The 20,058-nt window shown below is 49.8% G+C and carries 14 protein-coding genes; 11 read left to right on the forward strand and 3 right to left on the reverse strand.

Annotated features, from left to right (window positions below; all coding sequences use genetic code 11):
- Positions 1–74 precede the first annotated feature (74 nt).
- Together DWZ44_RS05565 and DWZ44_RS05570 are read right to left on the reverse strand one after the other, a co-directional pair.
- Positions 75–1,514, reverse strand: a complete 1,440-nt coding sequence (locus DWZ44_RS05565; RefSeq protein ID WP_117509203.1) for a putative DNA modification/repair radical SAM protein — start codon at positions 1,512–1,514, stop codon at positions 75–77.
- Positions 1,515–1,836: 322 nt separating this feature from the next.
- Complete coding sequence (locus DWZ44_RS05570) at positions 1,837–2,316, reverse strand: COG2426 family protein (RefSeq protein WP_117804390.1); 480 nt, start codon at positions 2,314–2,316, stop codon at positions 1,837–1,839.
- Between the two features lie 278 nt (positions 2,317–2,594).
- Here DWZ44_RS05570 and hisH point away from each other — a divergent pair, with 278 nt between their 5' ends.
- From hisH to DWZ44_RS05590, 4 genes are read left to right on the forward strand one after another with little or no spacing between them, the layout of a single operon-like run.
- Complete coding sequence (hisH, locus tag DWZ44_RS05575; protein ID WP_117804391.1) at positions 2,595–3,212, forward strand: imidazole glycerol phosphate synthase subunit HisH; 618 nt, start codon at positions 2,595–2,597, stop codon at positions 3,210–3,212.
- Positions 3,213–3,215: 3 nt separating this feature from the next.
- Positions 3,216–3,977 (forward strand): imidazole glycerol phosphate synthase subunit HisF, encoded by a 762-nt coding sequence (gene hisF, locus DWZ44_RS05580; RefSeq protein ID WP_117804392.1) that lies wholly within the window; start codon positions 3,216–3,218, stop codon positions 3,975–3,977.
- Positions 3,978–3,995: 18 nt separating this feature from the next.
- The gene (locus DWZ44_RS05585) at positions 3,996–4,691 is read left to right on the forward strand and encodes a uracil-DNA glycosylase (protein ID WP_055219339.1); all 696 of its coding nucleotides are present in this window, start codon (positions 3,996–3,998) and stop codon (positions 4,689–4,691) included.
- Positions 4,684–6,309: a putative polysaccharide biosynthesis protein gene (locus DWZ44_RS05590; RefSeq protein WP_117804393.1), complete on the forward strand. Its 1,626-nt coding sequence runs from the start codon at positions 4,684–4,686 to the stop codon at positions 6,307–6,309. The genes DWZ44_RS05585 and DWZ44_RS05590 overlap by 8 nt, the downstream gene beginning before the upstream one ends.
- Positions 6,310–6,538: 229 nt before the next feature.
- Here DWZ44_RS05590 and DWZ44_RS05595 read toward each other — a convergent pair whose 3' ends face one another.
- Complete coding sequence (locus DWZ44_RS05595; RefSeq protein ID WP_117804394.1) at positions 6,539–10,792, reverse strand: 2-hydroxyacyl-CoA dehydratase; 4,254 nt, start codon at positions 10,790–10,792, stop codon at positions 6,539–6,541.
- A gap of 258 nt (positions 10,793–11,050) precedes the next feature.
- Here DWZ44_RS05595 and tgt point away from each other — a divergent pair, with 258 nt between their 5' ends.
- The 7 genes from tgt to DWZ44_RS05635 all read left to right on the forward strand — a co-directional run bounded on the left by tgt (position 11,051) and on the right by DWZ44_RS05635 (position 19,929).
- Complete coding sequence (tgt, locus tag DWZ44_RS05600) at positions 11,051–12,187, forward strand: tRNA guanosine(34) transglycosylase Tgt (RefSeq protein WP_117804425.1); 1,137 nt, start codon at positions 11,051–11,053, stop codon at positions 12,185–12,187.
- Between the two features lie 123 nt (positions 12,188–12,310).
- Positions 12,311–12,655, forward strand: a complete 345-nt coding sequence (gene yajC, locus DWZ44_RS05605) for a preprotein translocase subunit YajC (RefSeq protein ID WP_117509198.1) — start codon at positions 12,311–12,313, stop codon at positions 12,653–12,655.
- A gap of 283 nt (positions 12,656–12,938) precedes the next feature.
- Entirely contained in the window at positions 12,939–14,024 is a 1,086-nt protein-coding gene (leuB, locus tag DWZ44_RS05615) for a 3-isopropylmalate dehydrogenase (protein ID WP_117804396.1), read from the forward strand.
- A gap of 30 nt (positions 14,025–14,054) precedes the next feature.
- The gene (gene ilvD, locus DWZ44_RS05620; protein WP_117801682.1) at positions 14,055–15,716 is read left to right on the forward strand and encodes a dihydroxy-acid dehydratase; all 1,662 of its coding nucleotides are present in this window, start codon (positions 14,055–14,057) and stop codon (positions 15,714–15,716) included.
- Between the two features lie 95 nt (positions 15,717–15,811).
- A complete protein-coding gene (gene ilvB, locus DWZ44_RS05625; protein ID WP_117804397.1) occupies positions 15,812–17,500 on the forward strand; it encodes a biosynthetic-type acetolactate synthase large subunit in 1,689 nt (562 codons plus the stop codon).
- A 183-nt stretch (positions 17,501–17,683) separates the two neighbouring features.
- Positions 17,684–18,766 carry a 3-phosphoserine/phosphohydroxythreonine transaminase gene (gene serC / locus DWZ44_RS05630; protein WP_117804398.1) on the forward strand — a complete coding sequence of 361 codons (1,083 nt, stop codon included), beginning with the start codon at positions 17,684–17,686 and terminating at the stop codon, positions 18,764–18,766.
- A complete protein-coding gene (locus tag DWZ44_RS05635; protein ID WP_117804399.1) occupies positions 18,766–19,929 on the forward strand; it encodes a phosphoglycerate dehydrogenase in 1,164 nt (387 codons plus the stop codon). The genes serC and DWZ44_RS05635 overlap by 1 nt, the downstream gene beginning before the upstream one ends.
- Positions 19,930–20,058: the final 129 nt, after the last annotated feature.

Genomic DNA, 20,058 nt, shown 5'->3' on the forward strand with positions numbered 1-20,058 from the left:
TGATACAGACAACAGCCTTCTGCAAAAAGCGCAGATACAGCAAAAAGGCTTTTCCGTGAGAAGAACGCCCGGGATTATATATGCCCAGGTACGGCAGCATCAAACAGAGAAAGCTGCTGATACTGTTCCGGATGGGAAACCTCCCAGTTGGAGGCGGCTTCCTCTCCCGTGAGCTGCCGGGTCAGAAACTGCTGTTCCAGCCGCATGTGATACATCATTTTTCCCTCGCAGGTGATAAAATATTTGGCGCGTTTCAGCACCACACCGATCTTTTTCAGATGATCAAATGAAAGATGGGAGCTTCTGCGGCTCTTTACAATCCGCATGGCCGATTTCGGCCCGATGCCGGGAACGCGCAGAAGGTCGGCATACTCAGCCGTGTTGATCTCCACCGGAAACAGCTCCATATGGCGCAGCGCCCAGTCGCATTTCGGGTCGAGCTGTGCATGAAAGTTCGGGTGGGCTTCATCGAGCAGTTCATCCGCCTGAAAACCGTAGAAGCGGAGCAGCCAGTCTGCCTGATAAAGGCGGTGTTCCCGAAGAAGCGGCGGCTTGGTTTCACGTGAGGGCAGGGCGGAATCCTCGTTGACCGGAATGTAGGCGGAGTAAAAGACGCGCTTCAGGTCATACTGCTGGTAGAGAAGCTGTGAGGTGGAGAGAAGCTGGTAATCGTTTTCCTTTGTCGCACCGATGATCATCTGCGTGCTCTGGCCGGCAGGAACGAAGGGAGCAGAGCGTTCCTTTTCCGGCAGTGACCGCGCGGAGGAGGAAGAGATCCAGCCCAGATCGGCAGCGGAGGCGGAAATCTGCTTTCGTGTATCGAAAATGGAGTGGGAGAGATAGCGGTTTCCCGAGGAACGCTCTAAAAAAGCGCTTTTCCCTGCGGTCAGCCGGTAATCTACAATACCGGACTGGATCTGGCGCATGGGTTTTAAAATCGCTTTCTGTGTCTTCTGCGGGGCCAGTTTCTGCAGCCCTTCTCCGGTCGGGAGTTCCAGATTGACGCTCATGCGGTCGGCGAGATAGCCGGTCTTTTCGATCAGCTCGGCGGGTGCGCCCGGGATAGCTTTGACGTGGATGTAGCCGTTAAAGCGGTAACGATTACGTAAAAGATGCAGAGTGCGGTACATGAGCTCCATCGTATGGGCAGGATTTTTGCAGACGGCGGAACTTAAAAAGAGTCCCTCAATATAGTTTCGGCGATAAAATTCCGTGACGAGTGTACAGACCTCCTCCGGTGTAAACGTGGCGCGCTGCCGGTCATTCCCGGCGCGGTTGACGCAGTATTTACAGTCGTAGATACAGTCGTTGCTCTGCAGAATTTTCAACAGAGAGATACAGCGTCCGTCGGAAGAAAAGCTGTGGCAGATACCGCAGGAGACCGAATTGCCGAGATGTCCCTGTTTTCCGGCACGGTTCACACCGCTGGAAGTGCACGCAACGTCGTATTTGGCCGCGTCAGCGAGAAGATTCAGCTTCTCGGAGAGAGAAAGTGTTTGTGATGATAACTGCATGGCAGAAAAATTCCTTTCTATGTCCAAATGAATACGAATAAAAGTAAAACAATAAGATAACAGGTATTTTATAAAAAGAACAACTGTTCGATAAAAGAAGTGTAACACAAATCGAACGAATGTTCAAGAGGAAAAATGAAAATAGTACAAGAAAATACTGGAAGAAAAGAAACAGAATTCGATCCGGAAAAACGTGAACAGGAAACAGCAGGGAAAATTTCTGTTAGAAAAAAGTTATACAAAAACAGCCGCACAGATCGGAAAAACAAATCTGTGCGGCTGTAAGCCAAATTTTATGGAATTGAAACGGAAGCAGAGCCGTTTACGCCAAAAGCGCCCCAATTGCCCCGAATACGCCGGAACTTGCAAGCAGCATGATGACGCTTGCAAGGAGAACACCGCCCATGATGGCGAGAACGCTGGTCTTAAAGTCCATATCGAGGATACTTGCGGCCAGTGTGCCGGTCCATGCGCCGGTTCCCGGGAGCGGAATGCCGACGAAGAGCAGCAGGGCGAGCGGAAGTCCGCGGCCGGCTTTTGCTTTCAGTTTTTCCCCGCCTTTTTCGCCTTTTTCCAGACACCAGGTGAAGAACTTTCCGATATACTTTTTATCACATCCCCAGACAAGAACCTTTCGAGCGAACAGGAAAATAATCGGAACCGGAAGCATATTTCCGATGACGGCGATCAGATAGGCCGGAAGCGTCGGAATATGGAAAGCTACCGCGTACGGAATCGCACCACGCAGCTCGATGAGCGGAACCATGGAAATCAAAAATACAATCAGATATTTGGTAATCATATACACCTCTCGTTTTTTACAAAGTGTTATCGTTTCTTAGTGCAACGCTCTTATTGTAGCGTGATGCCCGTCATTTGTCCAGTATAAAAAGAAAGAAAAGAGCGGGAGTAAAAGAAATCTTAAGAATTTCTGTATTTTTGTATAATTTTATAACCTTCAAAATTTGAATTTTAGAAAACGGTATGTTAGAATGAAGTGTACTGTTTGCAAAAGAACAGCAGAGATGCCCCCAATGACAGGGGGCGTGGACTGAAATAACAAACGAGGAGGACCCACCTATGATTGCACTGATTGATTATGATGCCGGAAATATAAAAAGCGTGGAAAAAGCCTTTCAAAGCCTTGGAAAAGAGGTTGTACTGACCAGGGATCCAGACGTGTTAAAACGCGCAGATCACGTCGTTCTGCCGGGTGTCGGCAGCTTTGGAGATGCGATGGAAAATCTGAACCGCTATCATCTGGTGCCGGTTATTCATGAAATCGTAGAAAAAGGGACTCCGTTTCTTGGAATCTGTCTCGGGCTTCAGGTTCTGTTTGAACGCAGCGAAGAGAGTCCGGGTGTCGCAGGACTTGGATTGTTAAAAGGAGAGATTCTCCGGATTCCGGATAAAGAGGGCTTAAAAATTCCACACATGGGATGGAACTCCCTCCATTTACAGAAGGAAGGAAGATTATTCAAGGGCATCCCACAGGAATCATATGTTTACTTTGTCCATTCCTACTATCTGAAAGCAGAAGAGGAGGAAATTGTAAAAGCAACGACAGAGTACAGTACACACATCCATGCATCCGTGGAAAAAGGAAATCTGTTCGCCTGCCAGTTCCACCCGGAAAAGAGTTCAGATCTTGGACTTGCCATTCTGAAAAACTTTGCGGAAATTGGAGAGGAGGACTAAGCGATGTTTACAAAACGAATTATCCCATGCCTGGATGTAAAAAACGGAAGAGTCGTAAAAGGCGTTAATTTCGTCGATTTAAAAGATGCCGGAGACCCGGTGGAGATTGCAAAAGCGTACGACAAGGCAGGAGCCGATGAAGTTGTGTTCCTTGATATCACAGCCTCCTCCGACCAGAGAGGAACCGTTGTCGATATGGTGCGGAAGGTAGCGGCAAACGTTTTTATTCCGTTCACTGTCGGCGGAGGAATCCGCACTGTGGACGATTTCAAGATGCTGCTCCGAGAGGGGGCCGATAAAATTTCGATTAATTCCTCCGCGATCAACAATCCGCAGCTCATTGGCGATGCGGCGCAGAAATTTGGCAGCCAGTGCGTGGTCGTTGCGATCGATGCGAAGAAGAGAGCTGACGGAAGCGGCTGGAATATCTACAAAAACGGCGGCCGGATCGATGTCGGCATCGACGCCGTCGAGTGGGCGAAAAAAGCCGAGAGCCTCGGAGCCGGAGAAATTCTGCTCACCAGCATGGACTGCGACGGAACAAAGGCGGGATACGATATCGAGCTGACAAGAACGATCGCAGAGAGCGTCGGCATCCCGGTCATCGCATCCGGCGGCGCAGGAACGCTGGAGCATTTTTATGATGCCTTAACCGAAGGAAAAGCCGATGCAGCCCTCGCCGCATCCCTGTTCCACTACAAAGAACTGGAAATTCGTGAAGTCAAAGAATATCTGGCAGGCCGTAATGTGCCGGTCCGCCTGTAAAAGGAAGGAGAAAACGATATGCCGCCTCTTAGCGGAAGCTGGGCAAATGCCCTGAAGGGAGAATTCTCCAAAGACTACTATAAAAAACTGTTTCAGACGGTGGGTGCGGAGTATAAAACTCACACCATTTATCCACCGGCTGATGATATTTTCAATGCGTTCCACTTTACCCCGCTCGAGCAGGTAAAAGTGGTCATCCTGGGCCAGGATCCGTACCATGAGCCGGGACAGGCGCACGGGCTCTGCTTTTCTGTAAAACCGGAGGTAAGTATTCCGCCGTCCCTGGTCAACATTTACAAGGAACTTGAGGACGATCTGGGATGCTATATCCCGAACAACGGATATCTCGAAAAATGGGCACGGCAGGGTGTTTTAATGCTGAACACGGTGCTGACTGTACGTGCGCATCAGGCAAATTCCCACAAGGAAATCGGCTGGGAACAGTTTACCGATGCAGCGATCAAGGTACTCGCAGAGCAGGATCGACCGATGGTCTTTATCCTCTGGGGCCGTCCGGCGCAGCGGAAAAAAGAGATGATCCACAATCCAAAGCATCTGGTGCTGATGTCCGCTCATCCGAGTCCGCTCTCTGCATACCGTGGATTTTTCGGCAGCCATCCGTTTTCCAGAACAAACGAATATCTGGAAGAAAACGGTCTTGCGCCGATTGACTGGCAGATCGAAAATGTAATACGGGAGCAAAAGCATGAGTAAAAAGAAAAATACATTATTGAGAAATACTTCTATTTTAATGGCGGCAACGATTATCTCACGTGTGATCGGTCTTTTATACCGGTCACCGCTCGGCGAAACGATTGGAAATGAGGGACTTGGCTATTACAGTACGGCGAGTAATCTGTATACGATTCTGCTTCTGATCTCCTCCTATAGTATTCCGATGGCAGTGTCAAAAATCGTATCCGAACGTCTGGCATTAAAAGAGTACCGAAATGCACATCGCGTGTTCCACGGTGCCCTTCTTTACGCCGTGATCGTAGGTGGAGTTGCTGCACTGGTGGCATTCTTTGGCGGGAAATTCCTTCTGCCGTATAACCAGCAGAATGCACTCCTCGCCCTGCGTGTATTGGCGCCGACGATCTTTTTCTCGGCTGTTCTCGGCGTTCTGCGTGGCTATTTCCAGGCCCACAGCACGATGATGCCGACCTCAATTTCACAGATCATCGAGCAGGTATTCAACGCCGCATTCAGTATTGGCGCCGCCTGGTTCTTCATCCAGCAGTTCGCGACAAACGATACCGAACATGCCAAATTCGGTGCCGCCGGCGGAACCCTCGGAACAGGAGCCGGTGTCCTGGCAGGCCTTTGCTTTATGCTGATCGTTTACGGGGTAAATCGGAAAACGATTCTGCGAAAGGTGGCCAGAGATACACGTCACCGTGAAGAATCCTACCGTGAAATTTTTCAGGTACTTTTTCTGATGGTAACGCCGGTCATTTTCACGACATTCATTTACAACTGCAACGCTTACCTGGACAACTATCTGTTCTTTACCATCCTCGGATGGCACGGCGAAAACCAGAAAGCGCTGAACGCTGCATACGGCGAGTTTTCCAACTATTACGTTACGCTGATTAATGTTCCGCTTGCCATGGCGAGTGCATCCGCATCTGCGATGATGCCGGAGGTGTCTTCCTGTTATGCAACCGGTGACCTTGACGAGGCAAACGACAAAATTCTGGAAACGATCCGCCTGACCATGTTTATTTCCATTCCGGCTGCCGTCGGCCTTGGAGTCCTGGCATTCCCGATTACAGGCGTTTTGTTCCCGTCAAGTTCGAGCCTTTCCGGCAAACTGCTGATGATGGGTGCCGTATCGGTTGTCTTTTCTGCACTGTCTACCATTACCAACAGTGTCCTGCAGTCGATCGGGCAGCAGAAGAAAGCCTTGCACAATGCAGCAATTTCCCTTGGAATGGATCTCGTCGTCCTGGCGCTGATCCTTGCAGTTTTCCCAAAGACAAACATTTATGCCGTTGTCTTTGCAGGAATCCTGTTCTCCCTTAGCATGTGCGTATTGAATAACCTTTCGATCCGCAAACACCTGAATTTCCGCAATGAGTTCAAAAATACCTATGTAAAACCATTGATCGCAGCAGCTATTATGGGTGTTGTAACCTGGATTGTTTATTATGGTCTGTTCGCCATTACGAAGCGTCCATCGATCAGTATGCTGGCCGCAATTCTGATCGCAATCGTCGTATATCTGATTGCTTTTGTGGTTGTAACCGGTACGACGGAAGCAGAAATGCGCCGTATGCCGATGGGAACGAAGCTGGTAAAGGTTCTCCGCATCCTGCGGATTTACCGCTGAAAACAGAAGAGAAAATCCTGCTTTGCGGGATTCTCCGCCTGCGGCGGGCCGCTTTAGCGATAGAATTCCCCGCCGCCGCAGTGCGATCCTGCCCGGAGGGCTTATAACGGGGAATGTCAACGAAATTTCCTGTTATGTAAAAAAAGCTCCTGTCCGGAAAACAGAAAAAACTGTTTTCCGGACAGGAGCTTTTTTAAATATCGGAATAGAAAAATCAGTATGTAACTTCTTATGCGTCTTTCTCTCCGCCAGATTCCTGTTTCAGATTCTTATTTGCGGTAGAAAGCATCAGCTTAATACGGTTCAGCTGGTTCACCTCCGAAGCGCCTGGATCGTAGTCAACGGCCACGATATTTGCCTTCGGATACTCCTTGCGGATCGCCTTAATAACACCTTTACCGACAATATGATTCGGCAGGCACGCAAACGGCTGGATGCAGACGATATTGTAAACGTCGCTGTGAATCAGCTCCATCATCTCGCCTGTCAGGAACCATCCCTCACCTGTCTGGTTACCGCAGGAAACAATCGGAGAAGCATACTTCGCCAGATCCCGTACATCAGCCGGCGGATCAAAGTGTTCGCTCTTCTTGAACTCTGCAACTGCCGCGCTCCGCAGCCAGTTGATCAGCTTAATGCCCGTATTTCCGAGCATCGAAGAGCTCTTCTTGAATCCAAGGTGCTCTACCTTGAAATTCGTATTGTAGAAGCAATAGCAGAAGAAATCGATCAGATCCGGCACAACCGGCTCGGCGCCTTCGCTTTCGAGAAGCTCCGCCAGATGGTTATTGGCCGCCGGAAGGAACTTAACCAGAATCTCGCCGACAATACCGACACGCGGTTTTTTCTCGTTCGTAATCGGAATATGGTCAAAGTCGCGGATCATCGTGCGGCAGATCTGTTTAAACCGGGTATGGCTCAGGTGTTTGGAAGAAATGAAATCAATACAGATTTTCTCCCATTTTTTGTGAATCCGGTCTGTCGTTCCCTTCTTCTGCTCATAAGGACGCATCCGGTAGATACATTTCATCATGATATCACCGAACTCCGCTGCATAGCAGAGACGAATCGCAAGATCCGGTGTAATCTTAAAGCCCGGATTTTCTTCCAGACCGCTTAAGTTAATCGAGATGACCGGAATCTGCGTCATATCGGCCTTCTCCAGTGCACGGCGAATAAATCCGATATAGTTTGATGCACGGCAGCCGCCGCCGGTCTGGCTCATGATGACGGCTACTTTATTCAGGTCATACTTGCCGGAGAGCAGAGCCTGCATAATCTGTCCGACTACCATCAGAGACGGATAGCAGGCATCGTTATTTACGTATTTCAGGCCGACATCAACCGCCTCTTTGTTGTCATTTGGAAGCACTTCCAGATGGTATCCGGCAGCATTGAATGCAGGCTGCAGAATCGAGAAGTGGATCGGTGACATCTGCGGGCAGAGGATCGTGTAATCTTTGCGCATCTCTTTTGTGAAGACCGGCTTCTGGATCGAGGATGGAACAATTTCACGTACCGCCTGTTTGCGGTCATGTGCACGCAGAGCGGCGAGCAGAGAACGGACACGGATTCTGGCAGCGCCGAGGTTGTTGACCTCATCGATCTTCAGGCAGGTATAAATTTTACCGCTTCTGGTCAGAATTTCGTAAACCTGATCGGTTGTAACGGCATCCAGACCGCAGCCGAACGAGTTCAGCTGGATCAGGTCAAGATCATCGCGTGTCTTTACGTAGTTTGCAGCCGCATACAGACGGGTGTGATACATCCACTGGTCATTGACACGAAGCGGGCGCTCGAGCGGTGCAAGATGGGAAACAGAGTCCTCTGTTAAAACGCACAGACCGTAGGAGTTAATCATATCCGGAATACCATGATGAATTTCCGGATCGATGTGGTACGGTCTTCCGGCAAGCACGATACCTCTGCGGCCGGTTTCTTTCATATACTGCAGCGTCTCTTCCCCTTTTTTCTGCATATCACGTCTTGCAGCGGCGAGCTCCTCCCATCCGGCATGGACAGCGGCGCGGACCTCATCCTCCGGCAGGCCGGAAAATTCTTTTGCCAGGCCGTCGGCGAGAACCTTTTCACTCGTAAATGCGAGGAACGGATTGCGGAATGTGATGGAGTCGTCCTGGAGCTCATCCACGTTGTTTTTGATGTTCTCCGCGTAGGAAGTAACGATCGGGCAGTTATAGTGGTTGATGGCCTCCGGGAACTCGGTACGCTCGTACGGGATACACGGATAGAAGATGAATTTTACGCCGTGGCGTAAGAGCCAGGTCACATGGCCGTGAGCCAGTTTCGCCGGGTAACACTCGGATTCACTCGGGATCGATTCGATGCCGAGCTCATAAATCTTGCGGCTTGAAGTCGGGGAGAGTACCACGCGGTATTTCAGCTGCGTGAAGAAGGTGTACCAGAACGGATAGTTCTCGAACATATTGAGGACTCTCGGAATGCCGACCTCTCCGCGGATTGCTTCATCCTGCGGCAGCGGCTGGTAGCCGAAGATTCGTTTGTATTTGTATTCGAACAGGTTCGGAATATGATCCTTGTTTTTCTCTTTTCCGATACCGCGCTCGCAGCGGTTTCCGCTGATGTACTGACGGCCGCCGGAGAATTTGTTGATGGTCAGACGGCAGCTGTTCGTACAGCCCTTGCAGTTTGCCATCGTAGTCGAGTATTTCAGTTCATTGATCTTTTCGATGGAGAGCATCGTAGTCTCCTGATCTGCCGAATAGCGCTCTCTTGCGATCAGCGCCGCACCGAACGCACCCATAATGCCGGCGATGTCCGGGCGGATGGCTTCGCAGTTGGCGATCCGCTCAAAGCTTCGAAGAACGGCATCGTTGTAGAACGTACCGCCCTGTACAACGATGTGGCGTCCCAGCTCGGTGGCATCGGAAACTTTAATTACCTTATATAATGCGTTTTTGATGACGGAGCAGGCAAGTCCGGCGGAAATATCAGCAACGGATGCGCCTTCTTTCTGTGCCTGTTTTACCTTGGAATTCATAAATACGGTACAGCGGGTACCAAGATCGATCGGGTGTTTTGCGAACAGTGCTTCGTGTGCAAAATCCTGTACACTGTAGTTCAGGGACTGCGCGAAGGTTTCGATAAAGGAACCGCAGCCGGAGGAACATGCTTCATTGAGCTGTACGCTGTCTACAGTGCCGTTTTTGATCTTGATACATTTCATATCCTGACCGCCGATGTCGAGAATACAGTCGACTTCCGGATCGAAGAATGCTGCGGCATAGTAATGAGAAATCGTTTCAACCTCACCCTCGTCCAGCATCAGCGCAGCTTTGATGAGTGCTTCGCCGTAACCGGTGGAACAGGACCAGGCGATCTGTGCGGAATCCGGCAGTTTGGAGTAGATTTCCTGGATCGCGCGGATCGAGGTGCCGAGCGGATTTCCGTGGTTGTTGCTGTAGAAGGAATACAGAAGAGCGCCATCCTCACCAACGAGTGCAGCTTTTGTGGTTGTGGAACCGGCATCGATTCCGAGATAGCAGTTTCCTTCGTAAGTGGAAAGATCAGCCGTTACAACATTGTTGACGCTCTGGCGGGCCAGGAATGCATCGTACTCCTCCTGGTCTTTAAACAGCGGTTCGAGACGGGCAACCTCAAAATCGATGGCTACTTTTTCTTCGAGCCGTTTTTTCAGCGCGAGAAGAGAAACCTCGGTCTTTCCCTCTGCATTCATTGCAGAACCGATGGCTGCAAACAGATGAGAGTTGTTCGGCACGATCGCGTGCTCGTCATCCAGCTTTAAGGTACGGACGAACGCTGTCTTTAATTCCGAGAGGAAGTGCAGCGGGCCGCCAAGGAAGGCAACGTGGCCGCGGATTGGTTTACCGCAGGCAAGACCGGAAATGGTCTGGTTGACGACTGCCTGGAAAATAGAAGCGGCAAGATCCTCTTTTGTTGCACCGTCGTTGATGAGCGGCTGGATATCCGTTTTTGCGAATACACCGCAGCGGGCAGCGATCGGGTAGATGGCCTGGTAATGTTTCGCATACTCATTCAGGCCGGTTGCATCGGTCTGCAGAAGAGAAGCCATCTGGTCGATGAACGAACCGGTACCGCCGGCGCAGATACCGTTCATACGCTGTTCGACATTGCCGCCTTCAAAATAGATGATTTTGGCATCCTCGCCGCCGAGCTCGATGGCAACGTCGGTCTGCGGAGCCAGCGCTTTTAACGATGTGGAAACTGCGATAACCTCCTGCGTGAATGGAATGCCAAGATGGTTGGCAAGCGCGAGTCCGCCGGAACCGGTGATGACCGGCTGCAGGGTCAGTTCGCCCAGTTTTTCGTGGGCTTCCCCGAGCAGATGGGCAAGTGTTTCCTGGATGTTTGCAAAATGGCGCTCGTAATCGGCAAAGAGAAGCTGGTTCTCTTCGTCGAGGATCGCAATTTTAACAGTAGTGGAACCGATGTCGATTCCAAGAGTATATTTTTTATCAGTCATGAATCAAACTCCTTTTATAATAAGAAACAATCTCAACACATTATACGACAAAAAATAAGGAAATACAATTGGAAAAAAGGCGATGTCTTATGAAAAAAGTATAAAGTCCTTGTGAAAAATGGAGAAAGCGGGAAAGAAAAAAGAGAGAAAAAAGAAAATTCAGGCATTGTCAAAAACAGATTTTGCCTGTATACTAAAAATAGTATGCCCTGCATGAAAACAGGAGGCAGGGATCATTGAGAAAGGATGAAAAGCGTTATGTATAAAATTCTGAAAATGGAAGGAAGAGCGAAGCGCGCCCATATGGAAACCGTGCACGGCAATATCGAGACGCCGGTATTCATGAATGTCGGAACTGCAGCAGCAATCAAGGGAGCTGTTTCCACCGAAGATCTCCAGCAGATCGGCACGCAGGTAGAACTTTCCAATACGTATCACCTCCATGTGCGCCCGGGAGATGAAGTCGTAAAGAAGATGGGCGGACTCCACAAATTCATGGTCTGGGACAAACCGATCCTGACCGATTCCGGCGGATTCCAGGTGTTTTCTCTGGCAGGCCTTCGGAAAATCAAGGAGGAGGGTGTCTATTTCCACTCGCACGTAGATGGAAGAAAGATCTTTATGGGACCGGAGGAGAGTATGCAGATCCAGTCCAACCTGGCTTCAACCATCGCGATGGCTTTCGACGAGTGCCCGTCTAGTGTGGCAGAGCGCCGTTATGTGCAAAACTCTGTCGACCGCACGGCGAGATGGCTGCAGCGATGCAAAAATAAGATGCAGGAGCTGAACCAGCGGGAAGACACGATCAACAAACATCAGCTTCTGTTCGGAATCAACCAGGGTGCGATTTATGAGGATATCCGCATTGACCATGCAAAACGGATTTCCGAGATGGATCTCGATGGCTATGCGGTCGGCGGCCTGGCAGTAGGAGAGAGCCACGAGGAGATGTACCATATTCTCGACGAAGTCGTTCCGTACCTGCCGAAAGACAAACCGACGTATCTGATGGGCGTTGGAACGCCGGCAAATATCCTCGAGGGCGTAGAGCGCGGCATCGATTTCTTCGACTGCGTATATCCGAGCCGGAACGGACGCCACGGCCACGTTTACACAAACCATGGAAAAATGAATCTGTTCAACCAGAAATACGAGCTGGATCCGCGCCCGATCGAGGAAGGCTGCCAGTGCCCGGCGTGCCGTCACTACAGCAGAGCCTACATCCGTCATCTGCTGAAAGCAAAAGAGATGCTCGGCATGCGGCTCTGTGTTCTGCACAACCTGTATTTCTACAACAATATGATGACAGAAATCCGGACTGCACTGGACGAGGGCAATTTTGCTTCCTACAAACGGGCAAAACTCGCAGGATTTGAGGAATACGACAAAAAGTAATCGGGAAAGTATGAAATCTTTGGAAAATATCCGAAAAAGACTTGCCCATCGGTTCCAGATTGTGTATTATGATAGGTGTGTCGAAAGAACGGGATGTACTCTCGAATAACAGGAGGAAAGAAAATGTTTTTAGCAACAACAACAGCAGCAAACAGCGGTGTGATGAGCACTGGTATGTTAATTATGTGGCTGGTCATCATGTTCGGTATGATGTATTTCTTAATGATCCGCCCGCAGAAGAAAGAGCAGAAAAAACTGCAGGCAATGCTGAATGACCTCGCAGTCGGCGATGCAGTCATCACAACAAGCGGTTTCTACGGCGTAGTCATCGATATCACAGACGACGATGTCATCGTAGAGTTCGGAAACAACAAAAACTGCCGTATCCCGATGCGCAAAACAGCCATCACAGAGGTTGAAAAACCGGAGACAGCAGTCGTTGAAGAGAAAACAGAAAAGAAAAAATAATTTCACACGGCGAAAAGCCAGGAAAAACGCAGGTATTCAAAAAGAACGAATGCCTGCGTTTTTTTCGCCCCCGAAACTTCTTCGGCGGAACACGGCGAAAACGGGGAAAAATGCCGCGTATTTTTCTTCTAAATGGAAAAAAAGCAAAAAGATTATTGCGTTTCGTCCGATGCAAAGAAATTTCGTGTTGAAATTACCGGAAAAATGGCGTATAATTTAGAAATGCTATAGACGCAGAGAAAATAGAACGGTTTTTCAGCCGGAAGAAAAGAGGGAGAAAGATATGGAATACCGTATTGGATTAATTCACGGTGACGGAATCGGACCGGAAATTGTAAAGGAAGCAAAAAAAGTTCTGGACGCTGTCTGCGAGAAATATGGACATAAGTTTGAATATACCAACCTTCTGCTGGGCGGAGCCTCCATTGATGTGCACGGCGTGCCGCTGACAGATGAAACCATAGAAGAAGCAAAGAAATGCGACGCTGTCCTGATGGGATCCATCGGAGGAGATGCAAAAACATCCTCATGGTACAAATTAAGCCCGGACAAGCGCCCGGAGGCAGGACTCTTAAAAATCCGGAAATCGTTAGGCCTGTTTGCAAACCTGCGTCCGGCTTACCTGTATCAGGAATTGAAGGATGCCTGCCCGTTAAAAGAAGAGATCATCGGCGAGGGCTTCGACATGCTGATTATGCGTGAGCTGACTGGCGGCCTGTACTTTGGAGAGCGCAGCACTGTAGAAGAAAACGGCATCCGGAAAGCAACCGATACGCTGACCTACAGCGAGACCGAAATCCGCCGCATTGCAATCCGTGCATTCGACATCGCCATGAAGAGAAAGAAAAAAGTAACGAGCGTAGATAAAGCAAACGTTCTCGATTCCTCCCGTCTGTGGAGATCCGTGGTAGAGGATGTTGCAAAAGATTACCCGGAAGTTACCTTAGAGCATATGCTGGTCGACAACTGTGCGATGCAGATCGTCCACAATCCGTGCCAGTTTGACGTCGTTCTGACCGAGAACATGTTCGGAGATATTCTTTCCGATGAGGCAAGTATGGTAGCAGGCTCGATCGGAATGCTTTCTTCCGCCAGCCTGAACGAGACAAAATTTGGTCTGTACGAGCCAAGCCACGGCTCTGCACCGGACATCGCAGGAAAGAACATCGCAAACCCGATTGCAACGGTTCTGTCCGCAGCCATGATGCTCCGCTATTCCCTGGATCTCGATCAGGAGGCAGAGGCAGTCGAAAATGCTGTACAGAAAATTTTAAAAGACGGATACCGCACCGTAGACATTATGTCTGAGGGATGTACCCAGGTATCTACATCCGAAATGGGAGATCTGCTGGTAAAAGCACTGGCATAAAACTGTAAGATAAGAAAAGAGGAAAAAATCATGAGAAGTGATGCTGTAAAAAAAGGAATCGCACAGGCGCCACAGCGTTCTCTGATGCGTGCGCTGGGTCTGACCGAAGAAGAAATGAAAAAACCGCTCGTAGGAATTGTAAGCTCCTACAATGAGATCGTACCGGGTCATATGAACCTGGATAAAATTACAGAAGCTGTAAAAATGGGCGTTGCCATGGCAGGCGGAACACCGATCGTGTTCCCGGCCATTGCAGTCTGTGACGGTATTGCCATGGGCCACATCGGAATGAAATATTCCCTCGTTACCCGTGACCTGATCGCCGATTCCACCGAGTGTATGGCAATGGCTCACCAGTTTGATGCACTGGTATGTATCCCGAACTGTGATAAGAACGTACCTGGCCTTTTGATGGCAGCAGCAAGAGTCAATGTTCCGACCGTATTTGTCAGCGGCGGTCCGATGCTTGCCGGCCATGTAAAAGGTGAGAAGAGAAGTCTTTCCAGCATGTTCGAGGCGGTTGGATCCTACGCAGCCGGAACTATGACAGAGGAAGATGTTTATGATTTTGAGTGCAATGCATGCCCGACCTGCGGTTCCTGCTCCGGTATGTACACGGCAAACAGCATGAACTGTCTGACCGAGGTTCTCGGCATGGGCTTGAAAGGAAACGGAACGATTCCGGCCGTATATTCCGAGCGTCTGCGCCTGGCCAAGAGAGCCGGTATGCAGGTTATGGAGCTGTTAAAACAGAATATCCGTCCAAGAGACATTATGACAAAAGAAGCATTCTTAAATGCGTTGACCGTCGATATGGCACTTGGATGTTCCACCAACAGTATGCTGCATCTGCCGGCCATCGCGCATGAGGCAGGCGTAGAGCTGAATCCGGAGATGGCAAATGCCATCAGTGAGAAGACCCCGAACCTCTGCCATCTGGCTCCGGCAGGATACCACTACATTGAGGAGCTGAACGAGGCCGGCGGTGTTTATGCCGTTATGAACGAGCTGAATAAACTGGGACTTCTGCACACCGAGTGCATGACCGCAACCGGAAAGACCGTTGGCGAGAATATCAAAGGCTGTGTCAACAAAAACCCGGAGATCATCCGTCCGGTAGAAAATCCATACAGCAAGACCGGCGGTATTGCTGTCCTGAAAGGAAACCTGGCACCGGATACCGCAGTCGTCAAACGTTCTGCCGTTGTACCGGAGATGCAGGTTCACGAAGGACCGGCCAGAGTCTTCGACTGTGAGGAGGATGCCATCGAGGCAATCCGCGGCGGCAAGATTGTGGCAGGCGACGTTGTTGTCATCCGTTATGAGGGACCAAAGGGAGGCCCTGGTATGCGTGAGATGCTGAATCCGACCTCTGCGATTGCAGGTATGGGACTTGGCTCTTCCGTAGCTCTGATTACAGACGGCCGTTTCTCCGGCGCATCCCGCGGTGCATCCATCGGTCATGTCAGCCCTGAGGCAGCAGAAGGCGGTCCGATCGCGCTCGTTGAGGAAGGCGACCTGATCCGCATCAATATTCCAGAGCACAAGCTGGAGCTTGCCGTATCGGATGAAGAGCTGGCACGCAGAAAAGCTGCATGGACTCCGAGAGAGCCGAAAGTAACCACAGGCTATCTGAAACGCTACGCAAAGATGGTTTCCAGCGCAAATAAGGGAGCCATTCTGGAGTTCTAATAGAAAAAAATCATATCAGCCGTCCGAACGTGCATTTTCATCGGATGGCTGATTTCATACACAAAGCCAAAAGATAAGGAAGGAATCATACAGACATGGAATTAACTGGATCACAGATTGTTATTGAGTGCCTGAAGGAGCAGGGCGTGGACACCGTGTTCGGCTATCCGGGGGGAACGATTTTGAATATCTATGATGAGCTTTACCGTCATCCGGAAATCCACCACATCCTGACCTCCCACGAGCAGGGTGCTGCCCATGCGGCAGACGGGTATGCGCGTGCGACCGGAAAAACAGGCGTATGTATGGCAACAAGCGGCCCTGGTGCGACAAATCTTGTCACTGGAATTGCAACTGCCTACATGGATTCCACCCCGATGGTAGCCATCACCTGCAACGTAGGAAAGGCACTGCTTGGAAAAGACAGCTTTCAGGAGATTGACATTGCAGGCGTTGCGATGCCGATCACAAAATACAGCGTGATTGTAAAAGATATCACGGTTCTCGCAGACACGCTGCGCCGTGCGTTTTCGATTGCAAAGAGCGGAAGACCGGGCCCGGTTCTGGTGGATATCACGAAAGATGTCACGGCGGCAACGTATGAATATGAGCCAAAGACACCGGAAGCAATCGCACCGTCTATCGAAAAAATCACAGAAGAAGGACTGGATCACGTTGTATCTCTGATTCGGGAGTCGAAAAAACCGTATATTTTCGTGGGCGGCGGCAGCATCATCTCAGGTGCGGCCGAGGAAGTGCGTGAACTGGCACACCATATACAGGCGCCGGTCTGCGATACCCTGATGGGAAAAGGCGCTTTCCCGGGAACCGATAAGCTGTACACCGGCATGCTCGGTATGCACGGAACAAAAACATCGAACTATGGCGTGACGAAGTGCGACCTGCTGATCGTGCTCGGTGCAAGATTTTCCGATCGTGTCACCGGAAACGCCGCAAAATTTGCAAACAATGCAAAAATCGTTCAGATCGATGTAGATGCGGCAGAAATCAACAAGAATGTTGTTGTCGAGTCGAGCATCATCGGAGACGTCAAAGAAGTCTTAAAACGCCTGAATGCGAAGCTGGAGCCGATGCATCATGACGAGTGGATTGCCGAAATCGAGGCAATGAAAGAAAAATTCCCGTTAAAGCATGAAGAAGGCCTTACCGGACCGTTCGTGATCGAGGAGATCTATAAGGCAACCGACGGCCAGGCTGTCATCACGACCGATGTCGGACAGCATCAGATGTGGGCGGCGCAGTATTATCGGTATACGAGCCCGAGAACCCTTTTAACCTCCGGCGGTCTTGGAACCATGGGATTCGGTCTTGGAGCTGCCATGGGTGCCAAAATGGGACGCCCGGACAAAACCGTTATCAACATCGCAGGCGACGGCTGCTTCCGCATGAATATGAACGAACTGGCAACCCTTTCGAGACATAACATTCCGGTGATCGAAGTCGTTGTCAACAACCATGTACTCGGTATGGTACGCCAGTGGCAGACACTGTTCTATGGAAAACGGTATTCCAACACTGTTCTGCAGGATCAGGCGGACTTTGTCAAGGTTGCTGAGGCGCTCGGCGTAAAGGGCATCCGTGTGACGAAGAAAGAGGAAATGGGACCTGCCATCCGTGAGGCGATTGCGAGCGGAAAACCGGCACTGATCGACGTATGGATCGACTGCGATGAAAAAGTATTCCCGATGGTTCCGGCCGGAGCACCGATCGAGGATGTCTTCGATGCAGAGGATCTGGCAAAAAAGGAACAAGAAAAGAATTGACATATTTCTAACAAAGAGGTATCATAGTTTCAACGTGGTAAAGTAATACCGTATTACCATATGAATTGCAGACTTGTAAGAAAAACTGCAATACAGGTACAAACGATTACAAGGAAAACCACCGGCATAGGAACGGTGGTTTTCCAGTAATATAAAGTAGCAAGAGAAACAGGAGGATGAAAAATGAGCAGAGTTTATAATTTTTCCGCAGGACCGGCAGTTCTGCCAGAGGAAGTGTTGAAAGAAGCCCAGGAGGAAATGCTGGATTACCGCGGATGCGGCATGTCCGTCATGGAGATGAGCCACCGTTCCAAAGTATTCCAGAATATTATCGATGAGGCAGAAGCAGACCTTCGCGATCTGATGGGAATCCCGTCAAATTACAAAGTCCTGTTTCTCCAGGGCGGTGCATCGCTGCAGTTTTCCATGATCCCGATGAACCTGATGAAAAACGGTGTCGCAGATTACATCGTAACAGGCCAGTGGGCAAAGAAAGCATACGCAGAAGCACAGAAATACGGAAAGGCAAACAAAATTGCCTCCTCTGAGGATAAAACATTTTCCTACATCCCGGACTGCAGCGATCTTCCGATCAGCCCGGATGCCGATTATGTTTATATCTGTGAAAACAACACCATTTACGGAACCAAATACAAAAAACTGCCGAATACCAAGGGCAAAACCCTGGTGGCAGATGTCTCCTCCTGTTTCCTCTCCGAACCTGTTAATGTCTCCGATTACGGCATCATCTACGGCGGTGTCCAGAAAAACATCGGACCTGCCGGAATGGTCATCTCCATTGTCCGTGACGATCTGATTACCGACGATGTCCTGCCGGGAACACCGACCATGATGAAATTTAAAACGCATGCAGATGCCGGCTCTCTGTATAACACGCCGAACTGCTACTGCATCTACATGTGCGGCAAAGTGTTCAAATGGCTGAAGAAAATGGGCGGACTGGAAGTCATGAAACAGCGCAACGAAGAAAAAGCAAAACTGCTGTATGATTTCCTGGATCAGAGCAAGCTCTTCAAAGGAACCGTTGTACCGGAAGACCGTTCTCTGATGAACGTTCCGTTTATCACCGGAAATGCAGATCTGGATGCAAAATTCGTCAAAGAGTCCAAAGAAGCCGGACTTGAGAACCTGAAAGGTCACCGTACCGTCGGCGGTATGCGTGCAAGTATCTACAATGCAATGCCGAAGGAAGGCGTAGAAGCACTCGTAGCCTTCATGAAAAAGTTCGAGGAGGAAAATCTCTAATGTTTCAGTATCATTGCTTAAATCCGATTGCAGGCGTAGGCCTTGCAAATTTTAATGAAAACTATCAGCAGAGTGAAAGCCTGGAGGGAGCCGATGCGGTTCTCGTCAGAAGTGCAGCCATGCACGGTATGGAGCTGCCGAAAAGTCTTCTTGCCGTAGCAAGAGCAGGAGCCGGTGTCAACAACATTCCGCTTGCCGACTGCGCAGAGCAGGGTATCGTTGTATTCAACACACCGGGAGCCAATGCAAATGGCGTCAAAGAGCTGGTGCTTGCCGGCATGCTGCTTGCATCCCGCGATATCGCAGGCGGTATTGAGTGGGTGAAGAGCGACAAAGAAGACGGCGACATTGCAAAGACAGCAGAAAAACAGAAAAAGAAATTTGCCGGCTGTGAGATCAGCGGAAAGAAACTCGGTATCATCGGCCTTGGTGCCATCGGACAGCTTGTAGCAAATGCAGCGACGCACCTTGGCATGGAAGTATACGGATATGATCCATACATCTCCGTCGATGCAGCATGGAACCTGTCCCGCGACATCCATCACATCCAGAATGTGGAAGATATCTATCGCACCTGTGATTATATCACCATCCATGTGCCGCTTTTGGACAGCACGAAAGGTATGATCAACAAAGCAGCAATCGATGAGATGAAAGACGGCGTGGTTCTTCTGAACTATGCAAGAGACCTTCTCGTTGACGAGGATGCTGTTCTCGCGGCTTTAAAGGCCGGAAAAATGAAGAAATATGTGACCGACTTTGCAAATCCGAAGGTAGTCGATGCAGAGGGAACGATCGTTACCCCGCACCTTGGAGCATCCACCAAAGAATCCGAGGACAATTGTGCTGTGATGGCAGTCAAGGAAATCCGTGATTTCCTTGAGAACGGAAACATCAAAAACTCCGTCAACTTCCCGAACTGCAGCATGGGCGTATGCACAGGCGCAGGCCGTGTGACGATCTGCCACAAGAATATCCCAGGTATGCTGGGAGCCTTCACAACCGTTATGGGTAATGCGGATGTCAACATCAGCGATATGACAAACAAAGGTAAAGGCGATTACGCTTACACGATGATGGATCTGGAAAGCGAAGCAACCGAGGAGATAGTAAAAGCCCTCGAAGCAGTTGATGGTGTATTAAAGGTTCGTATCATTAAATAAAGAGAATCAAAGAAAATCAAAAAGTGACAGAAAAAGGCGGTGCCCGAAAACAGAGGTACCGCCTTTTCTTGTCAAGAACGGCAGAAGTTACTGCTGTTTGACTTCCTTTGGGTAAAGAACGGCACAAAA

The organism is Blautia sp. AF32-4BH (assembly GCF_003460565.1).
GTDB lineage: Bacteria > Bacillota > Clostridia > Lachnospirales > Lachnospiraceae > Fusicatenibacter > Fusicatenibacter saccharivorans.

Excerpts from the sequence above, each read along its gene's own strand:
- DWZ44_RS05565 (WP_117509203.1), bottom strand. The coding sequence starts at position 1,514 with ATGCAGTTATCATCACAAACACTTTCTCTCTCCGAGAAGCTGAATCTT.
- DWZ44_RS05570 (WP_117804390.1), bottom strand. The coding sequence starts at position 2,316 with ATGATTACCAAATATCTGATTGTATTTTTGATTTCCATGGTTCCGCTC.
- hisH (WP_117804391.1), top strand. The coding sequence starts at position 2,595 with ATGATTGCACTGATTGATTATGATGCCGGAAATATAAAAAGCGTGGAA.
- hisF (WP_117804392.1), top strand. The coding sequence starts at position 3,216 with ATGTTTACAAAACGAATTATCCCATGCCTGGATGTAAAAAACGGAAGA.
- DWZ44_RS05585 (WP_055219339.1), top strand. The coding sequence starts at position 3,996 with ATGCCGCCTCTTAGCGGAAGCTGGGCAAATGCCCTGAAGGGAGAATTC.
- DWZ44_RS05590 (WP_117804393.1), top strand. The coding sequence starts at position 4,684 with ATGAGTAAAAAGAAAAATACATTATTGAGAAATACTTCTATTTTAATG.
- DWZ44_RS05595 (WP_117804394.1), bottom strand. The coding sequence starts at position 10,792 with ATGACTGATAAAAAATATACTCTTGGAATCGACATCGGTTCCACTACT.
- tgt (WP_117804425.1), top strand. The coding sequence starts at position 11,051 with ATGTATAAAATTCTGAAAATGGAAGGAAGAGCGAAGCGCGCCCATATG.
- yajC (WP_117509198.1), top strand. The coding sequence starts at position 12,311 with ATGTTTTTAGCAACAACAACAGCAGCAAACAGCGGTGTGATGAGCACT.
- leuB (WP_117804396.1), top strand. The coding sequence starts at position 12,939 with ATGGAATACCGTATTGGATTAATTCACGGTGACGGAATCGGACCGGAA.
- ilvD (WP_117801682.1), top strand. The coding sequence starts at position 14,055 with ATGAGAAGTGATGCTGTAAAAAAAGGAATCGCACAGGCGCCACAGCGT.
- ilvB (WP_117804397.1), top strand. The coding sequence starts at position 15,812 with ATGGAATTAACTGGATCACAGATTGTTATTGAGTGCCTGAAGGAGCAG.
- serC (WP_117804398.1), top strand. The coding sequence starts at position 17,684 with ATGAGCAGAGTTTATAATTTTTCCGCAGGACCGGCAGTTCTGCCAGAG.
- DWZ44_RS05635 (WP_117804399.1), top strand. The coding sequence starts at position 18,766 with ATGTTTCAGTATCATTGCTTAAATCCGATTGCAGGCGTAGGCCTTGCA.